This window comes from Saccharopolyspora kobensis (genome assembly GCF_900108315.1).
GTDB lineage: Bacteria > Actinomycetota > Actinomycetes > Mycobacteriales > Pseudonocardiaceae > Saccharopolyspora > Saccharopolyspora kobensis.
Genome location: NZ_FNVB01000005.1, coordinates 443561 through 457648, shown reverse-complemented (window position 1 = coordinate 457648; position 14088 = coordinate 443561). Strand labels below are relative to the sequence as shown.

The following is a 14088-nucleotide window of genomic DNA, read 5'->3' as shown; positions in this document are numbered from 1 at the left end:
CTATGGCACCACAAAACGCTCACGGGCCTTGACCTGCGGAAACGGTCACAGCGGGTGGCCGTAGCGGGCGAGGACCCGGGCGCGCAGCTCCGGATCGGTGCGCGGCACCGGCTCCAGGAACACCTCGTCCAGCTCCGGGAACTCCTCGCGCAGCATCCCGTCGATGCGCACCACGGCGCGCTCCAGCGAGGTGGAGTCCAGGGCCGCGGCGAAGTCCACCCGGGCGCAGCACAGCACCCGGTCGGTGCCGACGTTCATCGACAGCAGGTCCACCACGCTGTCCACCTCCGGCTGCTCGGCCAGCCTGCGGCGCACGGACGCCAGCAGCCTGCGGTCCGCCTGCTGGCCGATGAGCAGGCCGAGGTTGGTGCGGGCCATCGTGTAGGCCACCAGCGCGAGCAGCACGCCGATCGCGATCGAGCCCAGGCCGTCCCAGACGCTCGACCCGGTCAGGTCGTGCAGCCCGAGCCCGGCGAAGGCCAGCAGCAGACCGGCCAGCGCCGCGCTGTCCTCCAGCAGCACCGTCTTGACCGTCGGGTCGTCGGAGAGCCGCAGGTGGCGCAGGATCGTGTCGCCGTCCGCGGCGGCCTCGGCCCGCACCTGCCGCATCGCGCGCAGCCACGACACGCTCTCCAGCACGAAGGCCAGCGCGAGCACGATGTAGCCGACCAGCGGCTGGGTCTGCTCCTGCGGTTCGCCGAACAGCGTGCGGAAGCCCTCGACGAAGGCGAACACCGCGCCGGAGACGAAGATGCTGATCGCGGCGATCAGCGACCAGAAGTACCGCTCCTTGCCGTAGCCGAACGGGTGGCGCGCGTCGGCGGGCTTGCCGGAGCGACGCAGCGCGGTCAGCAGGAACACCTCGGTGCAGGTGTCGGCCACCGAATGCCCGGCCTCGGCGAGCATCGCGGCCGAGCCGGTGATCGCGCCGGCAATCGCCTTCAGCACCGCGATGGCCAGGTTGATGCCCAGCGCGACCAGCACCGTCAGGGTGCTCTCGCCGCCCTTCTCCGCGTCGGCCATCCGCCACTCCCGTGTCGTCGAGATGGCGAACACGCTAGGCGGGGTGGGTCGGATCCGCGCTGTGACGCTCTGTGCTATATATCCCCCTTTCGGGGGGCGACGGTTGGTGCGCGAACCGGCATGGCACCCTGGGAATGGCCGACCCTGCGCGGTTCGGCTGGCCGCGTACGCCCCGGTAGCACCGGACGGGCGGGCCATGTCCCGTGGCCCAAGACCAGGAGTGACTGAGTGGAAAGCTTCTTCTCCTTCATCCTCTACCCGGTGTCGGCGATCTTGTGGTTCTGGCACAAGATCTTCGGCGCCGTGCTCGGCGAGGACAACGGATTCGCCTGGGCACTCGCGGTGTTCTTCCTGGTCTTCACACTGCGCGTGGTGCTGCTCAAGCCCGCCATCAGCCAGATGCGGGCCGGCCGCAAGATGGCGAAGTTCGCCCCGCACATCCAGAAGCTGCGCGAGAAGTACAAGAACGACCGGCAGCGCATGGCGCAGGAGATGCAGAAGCTGCAGTCCGAGCACGGGGTGAACCCGCTCGGCGGCTGCCTGCCCGCGCTGCTGCAGATCCCGGTCTTCCTGAGCCTGTTCCACGTCCTGCGGAACTTCCACCCGGGCGCGGAGAGCAACTTCATCTTCGACAAGGCCGGCGTCGACTCGTTCATCAACGCCTCGATCTTCGGCGCGAAGCTGTCGAACTGGATCACCCAGCCGGCGCAGGAACTGGCGCTGTTCGGCACCGACCGCACCTCGATGATGATCGTCGGCATCCCGCTGATGATCATCGCGTCGGTGGCCACCTTCTTCACGATGCGCCTGTCGATGAAGAAGCAGACCGACGCCGCGATGGCCAACCCGCAGTCGGCGATGATGGCCAAGTTCATGATGTACGTCGCGCCGATCGGCGCGATCATCTCCGGTTGGTTCCTGCCGATCGCGGTCCTGCTGTACTGGCTGGCCAACAACATCTGGACCCTGGGCCAGCAGCACTTCCTGACCAAGAAGATCGACCGCGAGCAGGAGCGGGAGAAGGCCAAGGAGATCGAGGCCAAGAAGTCCGCCCCGCGGCCGAAGCCGGGTCAGAAGCCGGTGCGCCAGGACGGCAAGGACGCCGACGAGGAGTCGGCCTCGACGACCACCACGGCGACCAAGCCGAAGAGCAGCACCAACGGCCAGCGGCAGGGCAACCGGCAGGGCGCGAAGAAGAACCGCCCGGGCAAGCAGGCCGCCTCGGCGAAGAAGGGCAAGAAACGGCGATGAGCTGCAATTTCAATTGAAATCGCACGTCTGATTTCAATTGAAATTGCGCGGATCCCGACGCACCGTCGGCGTGTCGGGTGCCCGACGCGCCGACAGCGTGGGCAACTTCCATTGAAATCGAAGACTTGATTTCCATTGAAGTTGCGCAGACGTGGAGAAGGGCCGGTGGAGAGATCCACCGGCCCTTCTCGTCGTTCCCGGTCAGGCCGGGGTGGCGATGACGATCCGGTTCTCGTCGTAGCCGAGGTCGCCGCCGACGTAGCGGCCACCGCAGGTCACCAGCACCAGCCGGTGCTCGCCGCCCTGCCCGAACAGGTCGCGGGCGCGGGCGGGCAGGTCGTCCTTGTGCACGGTGACGACCTCCGAGACCTGGTACCGCCACTCCTTGCCCGCGTCGTCGACGACGGTCACGGGCTGGCCGGTCCGGGCCTCCCACAGCTCCTCGAACGGGCCGATCGCGCCCTTCCAGTTGACGTGCCCGGCCAGCACCGTCGCGCCCTTCGGGGCGTCGAGCCCGGCGCCCCACCAGGTCGCCTCGTCGACGCCGTCGGGCACCGGCAGCGTGCCGGACCGGTCGATCTCCTTGCGCACGAGCTCGGCCGTGCCGCCCTGCGGCAGCCGGACGGTGCCCGGTGGCTGCCCGGCCGGCACGTGCACCGGCTGCGCGGGCAGCGCTTGCGGAGCAACCGCGGCCGCTTCCGGCGGCGGCGCGGGCTGGTCCGCGGCAGTGCTGGTGGTGGGCGCGGTGAACAGGTTCCCGGCGACCACGACGGCCACCGCGACCAGGGCGATCACCGCGACCGCCAGCACGACGAACAGGGAACGGCGCCGAGCTGTCACTGCTTCTGCGCCCCGATCCGCCGGCGCAGCGCGAAACCGGCCCCGCCGATCACGGTCACGGCGGTCAGCCCGGCCAGGCCGAGCAGCCCGGCGGGCACGCCCTCCTCGGTCGGGTCACCGGCCGGGATGCGGATCGGCACGGTGGGCGTGTTGGGCTTGTTGACCAGGCTCAGCTCCAGCGTCTGACCGGCCTCGACGGTGCCGGTCACCGACGGCGGGTTGGCCTCGTCGAAGGCCTCCTCGTAGCCGGGGGCGGGCTTGACCTCGGTGATGGTGATCTCCTGCGGGGTGCGCAGGTCGGGGATCTCCACGGTGCCGTCCTCGCCGGTGACGACCACGACGGGCTCGCCGTCCTCGCCGACCAGCGGGGTGCCGTCCTGGCGCACGGCGGGCGAGCCGTCGGCGGCGGTCACGCGCAGCGAGACGCCGGCGATGCCCGCCTGGCTCTCCGCGTCGGTCTTGCCGACCTTCACCACGCCCGGCGCGGTCACCGCGGTGGTCGCGGCCTCGACGGAGAGCTCCTGCTCACCGCCGGTGGACACCACGCGCTGGGTGGAGTCGGGCTGGTTGACGGCCTGCCGCACGTACGGCCGCTCGGCCGGGGCGGACAGCTTCCCGGCGATCTTCGGGTTCGGCCCGGTCGGCGTCACCTTGAGCACCAGCGGGCTGCCGTCCTCCGGTGTGGTGACGGTGCCGTTGGCCTCGACGCCCTCGATCTCGACGTCGGTGGTGGACAGCTGCACCGGCACGCCGCCGATGCCCTTGCCGCCGGGGCCCTGCACGGTCAGGGTCCACTCCGCGGCCTGGCCGATGGTCTGCTCACCCTCCGGCGCGGTCAGCGCGGCTTCCCAGGGCCCGCGGTTCGCGCTGGCCTCGGCCTTGAACGACTCCACCGCGGCCTTGGCGCTCTGCGGCAGCTTGGCGAAGTGGCCGTCGACGTCGTAGCCGATCCGCTTGAAGTCGTTGTTCGGGTCGAGGTCGGCCTGGCTGCGCGGCGCGGCGGTCCACGAGTGCAGCAGGTGCGCGAGCGCGGCGGCCTCGTCGGGCGACTGCGTGTTGCCGTAGCGCAGCAGCAGGTAGGAGATGTCGGCGGCGGTGTCGGCGGGGATCGCGGTGCCCCACTTGGTCTTGAGCTCGTCGCCCGGCTGGTACTCCTCGTTGCTGTCCGGCGCGGTCAGCGCGAACTGCACGCACCACACCTGCTGGCCGTTGACGAGGTAGGAGCCGAGCCAGTCGCGGGCCGGATCCGGGTTGCCCCGGTACGGCTGCCCGGGCCGGGTCTCGTGGCCGACCGCTTCCTGCGGATCGGCGCCGGCGGCACCGGGGAGCGCCAGCAGGCTTCCCCCGGTGAGCACGGCGGTGCCGAGCACCGCCGTGACCCATTTCTTGAACATGCGCATGCGAGCTCCAGTTCCGGTGGTGGAGGTGATGCGGCGCCGCTCGTTCGTTCCGCTTGAACCCCGACCAGGAATCGCGCGGGCGCCCGACGCGATACTTCCGATCACGGAGCGTGTCAACAAGAGGTCATCCGGTTGACGTTGTCGATCACTCCGCGTTGAAGATCGGGCGGGCCTGGCGCGCTGATATCACCCGATGAGACCAGCGAAGTGGCGGCCATCACCCGTATCTCGTCACTCGGTGCACCGGCGTAGAAAGGTTGGCGACCGGATGTGATCGATATCGCCGGAAATCGATACCGAGTAGTTTCCGGGGGAGATGGGGACATCCCGTACCGGCGGGTAAAGTTGCTTTTACCGAACCGGGAACCGGTCAGCGCTGCCGAGCGTTGTTCCGAGTGACGGCGCAAGCACGCCCAGGAGGATGAGTTGCGCACAACGAGCAACCCCGCGTTCCGCAACCTGCCGACGACCGGCGGTTACGCGAACTTCAACTACGGCCAGGGGCAGCCCGCTTCGCCCTTCGGCGAGGCACCGGCGGCGCCGCCGCAGACCTCGCGCCCGATGACCATCGACGACGTGGTCACCAAGACCGCGATCACCCTCGGCCTGGCGGTGATCACGGGCACGCTGACCTACCTGGTCGGCCCGACCGCGGTCGCGCTGGCGCTGCCCGCCGCGATCATCGGGCTGGTCCTCTCGCTGGTGATCATCTTCAAGAAGAAGGTCAGCCCCGGGCTGGTCATCGCCTACTCCGCGGTCGAGGGCGTGTTCCTCGGCGGCATCAGCTACGTGTTCGCCATGTGGGTCGGCAACCCGGGCATCGTCATGCAGGCGATCGCGGGCACCATCGGTGTCTTCGCGGCCATGCTGGTCGTCTACAAGACCGGCGCGATCCGGGTCACGCCGAAGCTGACCAAGTGGATCATCGGTGCGGCCGCCGGTGCGGCGGTGCTGATGCTGGTGAACCTGATCGCCGGCTTCTTCACCTCGGGCGGCCTCGGCCTGCGCGACGGTAGTGCGCTGGCCATCGGCTTCAGCCTGCTGTGCATCGGCATCGCGGCGTTCAGCTTCCTGCTGGACTTCGACGCCGCCGACCAGGCGATCAAGAGCGGCGTGGACGCCAAGTTCTCCTGGTACATCGCCTTCGGCCTGATGACCACGCTGGTCTGGCTGTACCTGGAGATCCTGCGCCTGCTGTCCTACTTCCAGCGGGACTGATCTCCCAGCAGAACGACAACGGGGCCCTGCCATCCGATCCGGACGGCAGGGCCCCGTTCTCATGTCCCGGCAACGGAGCCGTGAGTGCTTTGGGGTGCTATAGCGCCCCAAAGCACTCACGGGTTCTGAACAGCGGAAACGTCAGCTGAGGCGCTCGAGGACCATGGCCATGCCCTGGCCGCCGCCGACGCACATGGTCTCCAGGCCGAACTGCTTGTCGTGCCACTGCAGGGAGTTGATCAGCGTCGTCGTGATGCGGGCGCCGGTCATGCCGAACGGGTGGCCCACCGCGATCGCGCCGCCGTTGACGTTCAGCTTCTCCAGCGGGATGCCCAGGTCCTGGTAGGAGGGGATCACCTGGGCGGCGAAGGCCTCGTTGATCTCCACCAGGTCGATGTCGCCGATGCCCAGGCCGGCCCGCTTGAGCGCCTGCTTCGACGCCTCGACCGGGCCCAGTCCCATGATCTCCGGCGACAGGCCGGAGACGCCGGTGGACACGATGCGCGCCAGCGGGGTCAGGCCCAGCTGCTTCGCCTTGGTGTCGCTCATGATCACCAGGGCGGCGGCGCCGTCGTTGAGCGGGCAGCAGTTGCCCGCGGTGATCCGGCCGTCGGGGCGGAACACCGGCTTGAGGCCGGACACGCCCTCCTTGGTCACGCCCGCGCGCGGGCCGTCGTCGGCGTCGACGACCTTGCCGTCCGGGGTGGTGACCGGCGTGATCTCGCGGGCCCAGAAGCCGTTGGCGATGGCCTTCTCGGCCAGGTTCTGCGAGCGGACGCCGAAGTCGTCCATCTCGTCGCGGCTGATGCCCTTGACCCGCGCCAGGTTCTCCGCGGTCTGGCCCATCGGGATGTAGACGTCCGGAACCAGGTCCAGGGTGCGCGGGTCGGTCCAGGAGTCCGCGCCCTGCTCGGCGGTCTGCTGGGTGCGCGCCTGGGCGTCGGCGAACAGCGGGTTCTTGGTGTCCTCGAGCGAGTCGGAGTTGCCCTTGGTGAACCGGGAGACCATCTCGACGCCGGCGCTGATGAACACGTCGCCCTCGCCGGCCTTGATCGCGTGCAGCGCCATCCGGCTGGTCTGCAGGCTCGACGAGCAGTAGCGGGTGACGGTGGTGCCGGGCAGCTGGTCGTAGCCGAGCAGCACCGAGACCACGCGCGCCATGTTGTAGCCCTGCTCGCCGCCGGGCAGACCGCAGCCGAGCATCAGGTCGTCGATCTCGGCCGGGTCGAGCTCGGGCACCTTGTCCAGCGCGGCGCGGACGACCTGCGCGGTGAGGTCGTCCGGGCGGAGGTCCTTCAGCGATCCCTTGCCTGCGCGGCCGATGGGGGATCGGGCGGTGGCGACGATGACTGCTTCGGGCATGGGAACTCCTTCGTTCGCAGTCGCGGGCGTTGACCTACTGGTCGGTCACTTTAGATCCGCTGACTCCATCTTGGCGGTGACCGCGGTCACCGGACAAGGAAACAACCGACCGATTGGTACGTCAGGGCGCGCGGCGGTGCAGGCGGCGGTTGAGACCGGCCACGATGCGGCTGGTCGGCCGCCGCGCCTCGGCCGTCTCGGACCGGGTCGGCGCGGTCGGCAGCGGACCGCCCTCCCACTCGCCGATCGCCGCGCACATCGCGGGCAGCAGGATCGCCGCCGCGGCCTCGTACCCGGCGGCCGACGGGTGGAACCGGTCCGGGCTGAAGAACTCGCCGGGCCTGGCGAGGAACTCCGGCGACAGCAGGTCGGCCAGCGGAACGGCGTGCCCGCCCGCCGCCTCCACCGCCCGCCGCTGCGCGCGGCCGAGCGCGAGGCTCCAGCGCCGCGCGACCGACCGCAGCGGCTGCGGGATGGGCCGGATCGCGCCCAGGTCAGGGCAGGTGCCGACGACCACCGCCACATCGGCCTCGACCAGCCGCCGCACCGCATCGCCGAGCAGCCCGGCGCACGTCGCCACCGCCAGCTTCGAGGTGACGTCGTTGGCCCCGATGATGATCAGCACCAGCCGCGGTGGCCGCACCAGCACGGCGTCCACCTGCGCCGACAGCTCCTGCGAGGTGGTGCCGACGATGGCGCGGGTGGTCAGCGCGACCGGCCGGTCCAGCTCCTCGGCGAGCCCGCGCGCCATCAGCACCCCGGGCAGCTCGGCCGGGAAGTCCACGCCCAGCCCGGCCGCGGCGGAGTCGCCGAGCACCGCGAACTCCAGCGGTTCGACACCGGCGGGCAGCTCCCGCCGCGGCACCGGGCCGGTGCCGTTCGGCAGGTGGACGCCGTCGGCGCGCAGCGGGTCGTTCGCCGGTGGGCCGATCACCCGCCGCGCGTACCTGGACTGGCCGTTGAGCAGTCCGTACGCGGCGCCGGAGAGCCCTCCAGCGGTGCCCGCCGCCAGCAAGGCGAGCCGGAGTGCCTTCGCTGCGATCATGCGGCCCTCCCTGAACCGGTCCAGGCCGTCCGGGCAACGGCCGGCCGCGACGAACGGGATGGGTCATCCTCGCCCCGCTCCTCCCGACCCGCGCGGCGAGGAGATCCCGTCATGACTGGAACGCCGGAGAGCGCGAATCCGCTCCCCACCGGTATGTCGCCGCGGCCGCCCGGCAGGTTTCACGGGACTGGGAAACGAATGGGAAAAGCCTCGGTGGGTTGGCCGGTGACCAGCAGATTAGGCTCGTTGCCACAACAGCAGTCTGGGAAGGATCGAGGACCGGACGTGGACTACGTCGAGCACGTCACCGACCTGGTGGGCAACACCCCCCTGGTGCGGTTGAACGCGGTGGCAACCGGCAAGGCGCGGGTGCTGGCCAAGGTCGAATACCTCAACCCCGGTGGCAGCGTGAAGGACCGCATCGCGCAGCGCATGATCGAGGCCGCCGAGGAGTCCGGCGAGCTGCGGCCCGGCGGGACGATCGTGGAACCGACCTCCGGCAACACCGGTGTCGGACTGGCCATGGTCGCCCAGCGCAAGGGCTACCGCTGCGTCTTCGTCTGCCCGGACAAGGTCAGCGAGGACAAGCGCAACGTCCTCAAGGCCTACGGCGCCGAGGTCGTGGTGTGCCCGACCGCGGTCGAGCCGGAGCACCCGGACTCCTACTACAGCGTCTCCGACCGCCTGGTCCAGGAGATCGAGGGCGCCTGGAAGCCGAACCAGTACGCCAACCCGGCCAACCCGGAGTCCCACGTGCACTCCACCGGCCCGGAGATCTGGGCGCAGACCGAGGGCAAGGTGACGCACTTCGTCGCGGGCATCGGCACCGGCGGCACCATCTCCGGCACCGGTGAGTACCTGAAGAAGGTCTCCGACGGGCGGGTGAAGGTCATCGGCGCCGACCCGGAGGGCTCGGTCTACTCCGGCGGCAACGGGCGGCCCTACCTGGTGGAGGGCGTCGGCGAGGACTTCTGGCCGAGCACCTACGACCGCGGGATCTGCGACCAGATCGTGGCGGTCTCCGACGCGGCCTCGTTCGAGATGACCCGGCGGCTGGCCCGCGAGGAGGCGCTGCTGGTCGGCGGTTCCTGCGGGATGGCGGTCGCGGCGGCCCTGGAGATCGCGGAGACCGCGGACCCGGACGACGTGATCGTGGTGCTGCTGCCCGACGGCGGCCGCGGCTACCTGACCAAGGTCTTCAACGACTCGTGGATGGCCTCCTACGGCTTCCTGTCGCCGGACCACGCCGGTGGCTCGGTCGGCGACGTGCTGCGCCGCAAGGACGGCACCATCCCGGACCTGGTGCACGTTCACCCGAACGAGACCGTCGCCGAGGCGGTGGCGATCATGCGCGAGTTCGGCGTCTCGCAGATGCCGGTGGTGCGCGCGGAACCGCCGATCATGGCCGCCGAGGTGGCGGGCGCGGTCAACGAGCGCGACCTGCTGGACGCGCTGTTCGCCGGCCGCGCGAACCTGGCCGACCGGGTCGAGGCGCACATGTCCGCGCCGCTGCCGACCATCGGTGCGGGCGAGGAGGTCAGCCGCGCGATGACCGCGCTGGCCGGGGCCGACGGGGCGATGGTGTTGATCGACGGCAAGCCCGCCGGAGTGGTCACCCGGCAAGATGTGCTTGGATTCATCGCCGGTCGATGACGACTTGTTACGGAACGGCACTACGCTGCCCGGTCATCAGATAGCGTGTGCTTCCGAATGCCCAGGCTTTCGCATTACGCCCCGAGGGAGTAGGACAACCCGATGAGCTCTCCGCAGCCGCCGGACGGCGGTCAGCAGGGTTCGGACCCCATCTCGAACCGGATGGACCCGCAGGACCCCAACCAGGCTGGCAGCGACGCGACTCAGGTCGTGCGGCCCGTGCAGTCGCAGGGACAGCAGCCGCCGTCCGACTCGACGCAGGTCGTGCCGCCGTCGATGCAGCCCCCGCAGCCGATGTACCAGCAGCCCGGCCTGGCCGGCGGTGCTGAGGCGACTGCGATGGTGCCGCCGTCGGCGCAGCCCGCGCAGCCGATGTACCAGCAGCCGGGCACCCAGAGCCAGCCGGGCGGCTTCCCGGCGCAGCCGGGCACGCCCAGCGGCGGCTTCCCGGCCCCGCAGGCCCAGCCGGGCTTCGGCGCCCAGCCGCCGCAGGCCGCTTACGGCCAGCCGGCCGGTCAGAGCCAGGGCAGCAAGGGCCTCGCGCTGACCGTCGGTTGGGTCGCGACGGTCATCGGTGGTATCGGCTCGATCCTGAACCTGGTCGGTCTGATCGGTATCGGTGCGACCTACACCCTGTACGAGGAGGCCAAGAAGGCCCAGGAATCGCTGGGCGACCTCAGCGAGTACGGCATCACGCCCACGGAGATGCCGGATCTGCCGCCGTACGGCTTGGTGCTGACGGTTTACATCATCCTGCTGCTCTCCAGCCTGACCCTGCTGGGCGGCGGCATCATGGTCATCATCAAGAAGAGCATCGGCTCGATCCTCGTGGCCGCCGCTTCTGGCCTGTACGTCATCGGCCAGCTGACCCTGCTCTTCAGCGGCATCTTCCAGGCGGCGGGTGGTTTCAACATCTTCCTCGCCATCGTCGGCATGCTGATCGCCATCGCTCTCGGTGTGCTGGCGTTCCTGCCGGGCACCAAGGCGTACCTGGCCTCGGCCGGCGCCGGTGCTCCGGCTCCGGCAGCCGGTGGTTACGGCCAGCCGCAGCAGTTCGGCCAGCAGCCCGGCCAGCCGGGTCAGTTCGGCCAGCAGCCGCAGCAGTTCGGCCAGCCGGGACAGCAGCCGGGTCAGCCCGGTGGCTACCCGCCGCCGCCCGGTGGCCCGCAGCCGCCGCAGTGGTGACCTGCTGAATCCGCGCGCAGCGGCCCTCGACCGGGACTGGTCGGGGGCCGCTTCGCTGTTCGTGAGTGTTTCCGGGGGTTATCGCGCCCAGAAGCACTCACGGCTCCTGACCTGCACCGGATGGCCCGCAGGGGCCGTGTCGCGGTGCGGGGAGCGCGGCCGGGCCCGAGTCGGCGGGGCGGCCGCCGGGCCGTACGCTGCTGCACATGAGTGATGGCTTTGCTACCCGCGCGATTCACGCGGGGCAGGAGGCGGACCCGACGACCGGCTCGGTGATCGTGCCGATCCACGCCACCTCGACCTACGCCCAGGACGGGGTGGGCGGGATGCGCGGGGGCTACGAGTACTCGCGCACCGGCAACCCCACCCGCACCGCGCTGGAGCAGTGCCTGGCGGAGCTGGAAGGCGGCCGCCACGGGCGCGCGTTCGCCTCCGGCATGGCCGCCACCGACGCGGTCCTGCGGGCGACCCTGCGGCCGGGCGACCACCTGGTCATCCCGGACGACGCCTACGGCGGCACGTTCCGGCTGATCGACAAGGTGCTGACCGGCTGGGGCATCGAGTACACCCCGGCTCCGGTGTCCGATGTGGACGCGGTGCGCGCGGCGATCCAGCCGAACACCAAGCTGATCTGGGTCGAGACGCCCACCAACCCGCTGCTCAACATCGCCGACATCGCCGCGCTGGCGCAGGTGTCCCGCGAGGCGGGCACGAAGCTGGTGGTGGACAACACCTTCGCCTCGCCGTTCCTGCAGCAGCCGCTGGAGCTCGGCGCGAACGTCGTGGTGCACTCGACGACGAAGTACCTGGGCGGGCACTCCGACGTGGTCGGCGGTGCCGTGATCACCTCCGACGACGAGCTGGCCGAGCAGATCGCGTTCCTGCAGAACGGCGCGGGCGCGGTGCCGGGGCCGTTCGACGCGTTCCTCACGCTGCGCGGTGCCAAGACGCTGGCGATCCGCATGGAGCGGCACAGCGCCAACGCGGAGCGGATCGTCGCCGCGCTGACCGGTCACCCCAAGGTCGCGAAGGTCCTCTACCCGGGGCTGCCGGAACACCCCGGCCACGAGGTCGCGGCCAAGCAGATGCGGCACTTCGGCGGGATGATCTCGTTCCTGCACGCCGACGGCGAGGAGGCCGCGCTGCAGGTCTGCGCGCGCACCCGGCTGTTCACGCTGGCCGAGTCGCTGGGCGGGGTCGAGTCCCTGATCGAGCACCCGGGCCGCATGACGCACGCGAGCACCGCGGGCTCGATGCTGCAGGTCCCGGCCGAGCTGGTCCGCCTCTCCGTGGGCATCGAGGACGCCGACGACCTGGTCGAGGACATCCTCCAGGCACTGGGCTGACCGTCCACTGCCGCAATTTCAATTGAAATATGACCTCTGATTTCAATTGAAATTGCACGAATCCCGACGCACCGTCGGCGTGTCGGACCCCGACACGCCGACGGACCCGCAACTTCCATTGAAGTTGCACGTCCAATTTCAATTGAAATTGCGGGTTACCGGGCCATCGCCGGGTCGTTGCCGTCGTGGCCTGCTGGGGGACGCGGGTTGACCGGGAGGTCGTCCGGCCGCAGGCAGCCGCCGATCAGCTCTACCGCGTCGTCGCGCACCTGGTAGGAGCCGGGATCGTCGCACCCGGACTGCAGCACCGCGAAGACCGCCGCACCGGACAGCGCGGCCGCGGTGAGCACGCCGGTGACCAGCGGAAGAGCGCGGTTGCCCGGAGTCAGCTGCGACATGCTTCCCCCTGTCCGGTGATCTCGGGCGGTGATCCGCTGCCTGGGCTGTTCGGCGGTCGCGCATCGCCCCCGCCGCGACTGGCCGCTCCACCGAGGGTACCCAACGTGTTGCTCGAGTGACCGTCGATTCGCGGTGGCATCCGAGGTCAGAGGTTTCCGCGGCGTTCCTGTTCGCGTTCGATCGCTTCGAAGAGGGCCTTGAAGTTGCCCTTGCCGAAGCCCAGCGAGCCGTGTCGCTCGATCATCTCGTAGAACACCGTCGGCCGGTCGCCGATCGGCTTGGTGAAGATCTGCAGCAGGTAGCCGTCCTCGTCGCGGTCGACCAGGATGCCGTGCTCCTTCAACGTCTCGATCGGCACCCGCACCTCGCCGATGCGCGCCCGCAGCTCCGGGTCGTCGTAGTAGGTGTCCGGCGTCTTCAGGAACTCCACGCCGGCGGCCCGCATCGCGGTGACCGTCTTGATGATGTCGCCGGTGGCCAGCGCGATGTGCTGGCAGCCGGGGCTCCGGTAGAACTCCAGGTACTCGTCGATCTGCGACTTGCGCTTGCCCGCGGCCGGCTCGTTGAGCGGGAACTTGACGCGGTGGTTGCCGTTGGCGACCACCTTGCTCATCAGCGCGGAGTAGTCGGTGGCGATGTCGTCGCCGACGAACTCGGCCATGTTCACGAAGCCCATGACCCGGTTGTAGAAGTCGACCCAGCGGTCCATCTGGCCGAGCTCGACGTTGCCCACGCAGTGGTCGACGGCCTGGAACAACCGCTTCGGCGAGTCCGCGGGCTTGACGTAGCTGCCCCGCTGCGCGAGGTACCCGGGCAGGTAGGGGCCGGTGTAGCGGCTGCGGTCGAGCAGCGTGTGCCGGGTCTCGCCGTAGGTGGCGATCGCGGCGCTGCGGACCGTGCCGTGCTCGTCGGAGGTGTCGTGCGGCTCCGCCAGCACGGTCGCGCCTTGCGCTCGCGCGTGCTCGACGCACTTGTCGACGTCGAGAACCTCCAGAGCCAGGTCGACGACGCCGTCGCCGTGTCGCCGGTGGTGGTCGGCCAGCGGGCTGTCCGGGTCGACGGCGCCTTTGAGCACGAAGCGCGCCGAGCCGGACTCCAGCACGAACGCCTTGTGGTCGCGGTTGCCGGTCTCCGGACCGGAGTAGGCGACCAGGTCCATGCCGAAGGCCACCTGGTAGAACAGCGCGCTCTGAGTGGCGTTGCCGACGACGAACACCACCGCGTCGAGCGCTCTGACCGGGAACGGGTCCTTCGCGTCGTCGTGCTCGACGAGGCCGACGAGGCGGCGCATCTGGTCGAAGGTCACGTCGTCGAGCTGCTCGGGCTGGTTCCCTCGGTTGACGGTTCCGGTCACGATGTCCTCCCC

General features: G+C 70.0%; 12 protein-coding genes. 5 read left to right on the top strand and 7 right to left on the bottom strand.

Translation table 11 applies throughout. The features are described from left to right. Positions 1-45 precede the first annotated feature (45 nt). Complete coding sequence (locus tag C4T78_RS18995; protein WP_093349484.1) at positions 46-1023, bottom strand: cation diffusion facilitator family transporter; 978 nt, start codon at positions 1021-1023, stop codon at positions 46-48. Between the two features lie 228 nt (positions 1024-1251). On the opposite strand from C4T78_RS18995, the gene yidC reads away from it, so the two are divergent. After that, positions 1252-2274 carry a membrane protein insertase YidC gene (gene yidC, locus C4T78_RS18990; protein ID WP_093349481.1) on the top strand — a complete coding sequence of 341 codons (1023 nt, stop codon included), beginning with the start codon at positions 1252-1254 and terminating at the stop codon, positions 2272-2274. A gap of 201 nt (positions 2275-2475) precedes the next feature. Here the strand turns inward: yidC and C4T78_RS18985 are convergent, their stop codons facing one another. Beyond that, the gene (locus tag C4T78_RS18985; RefSeq protein ID WP_093349479.1) at positions 2476-3114 is read right to left on the bottom strand and encodes a class F sortase; all 639 of its coding nucleotides are present in this window, start codon (positions 3112-3114) and stop codon (positions 2476-2478) included. After that, on the bottom strand, positions 3111-4508 hold the full coding sequence (locus C4T78_RS18980) for an MSCRAMM family protein (protein WP_093350111.1): 1398 nt from the start codon (positions 4506-4508) through the stop codon (positions 3111-3113). The genes C4T78_RS18985 and C4T78_RS18980 overlap by 4 nt, the downstream gene beginning before the upstream one ends. A gap of 432 nt (positions 4509-4940) precedes the next feature. Between C4T78_RS18980 and C4T78_RS18975 the strand changes: the two genes are divergently transcribed. Next, complete coding sequence (locus tag C4T78_RS18975) at positions 4941-5732, top strand: Bax inhibitor-1/YccA family protein (protein WP_093349476.1); 792 nt, start codon at positions 4941-4943, stop codon at positions 5730-5732. Between the two features lie 141 nt (positions 5733-5873). Here the strand turns inward: C4T78_RS18975 and C4T78_RS18970 are convergent, their stop codons facing one another. Together C4T78_RS18970 and C4T78_RS18965 are read right to left on the bottom strand one after the other, a co-directional pair. Next, a complete protein-coding gene (locus tag C4T78_RS18970) occupies positions 5874-7094 on the bottom strand; it encodes an acetyl-CoA C-acetyltransferase (RefSeq protein WP_093349473.1) in 1221 nt (406 codons plus the stop codon). Positions 7095-7215: 121 nt separating this feature from the next. After that, complete coding sequence (locus tag C4T78_RS18965) at positions 7216-8139, bottom strand: SGNH/GDSL hydrolase family protein (RefSeq protein ID WP_093349470.1); 924 nt, start codon at positions 8137-8139, stop codon at positions 7216-7218. A gap of 285 nt (positions 8140-8424) precedes the next feature. Between C4T78_RS18965 and C4T78_RS18960 the strand changes: the two genes are divergently transcribed. The 3 genes from C4T78_RS18960 to C4T78_RS18950 all read left to right on the top strand — a co-directional run bounded on the left by C4T78_RS18960 (position 8425) and on the right by C4T78_RS18950 (position 12323). Next, the gene (locus C4T78_RS18960; protein ID WP_093349468.1) at positions 8425-9792 is read left to right on the top strand and encodes a cystathionine beta-synthase; all 1368 of its coding nucleotides are present in this window, start codon (positions 8425-8427) and stop codon (positions 9790-9792) included. 102 nt (positions 9793-9894) lie between these two features. Further along, positions 9895-10977, top strand: a complete 1083-nt coding sequence (locus C4T78_RS18955; protein WP_093349465.1) for a hypothetical protein — start codon at positions 9895-9897, stop codon at positions 10975-10977. A gap of 206 nt (positions 10978-11183) precedes the next feature. Continuing rightward, on the top strand, positions 11184-12323 hold the full coding sequence (locus C4T78_RS18950; RefSeq protein ID WP_093349463.1) for a cystathionine gamma-synthase: 1140 nt from the start codon (positions 11184-11186) through the stop codon (positions 12321-12323). 155 nt (positions 12324-12478) lie between these two features. Here the strand turns inward: C4T78_RS18950 and C4T78_RS18945 are convergent, their stop codons facing one another. Next, positions 12479-12721, bottom strand: coding sequence for a hypothetical protein (locus C4T78_RS18945; protein ID WP_093349460.1), 243 nt, complete (start codon positions 12719-12721; stop codon positions 12479-12481). Positions 12722-12867: 146 nt separating this feature from the next. After that, positions 12868-14013, bottom strand: coding sequence for a 4-hydroxyphenylpyruvate dioxygenase (gene hppD / locus C4T78_RS18940; RefSeq protein ID WP_093350108.1), 1146 nt, complete (start codon positions 14011-14013; stop codon positions 12868-12870). Between the last annotated feature and the right edge of the window lie 75 nt (positions 14014-14088).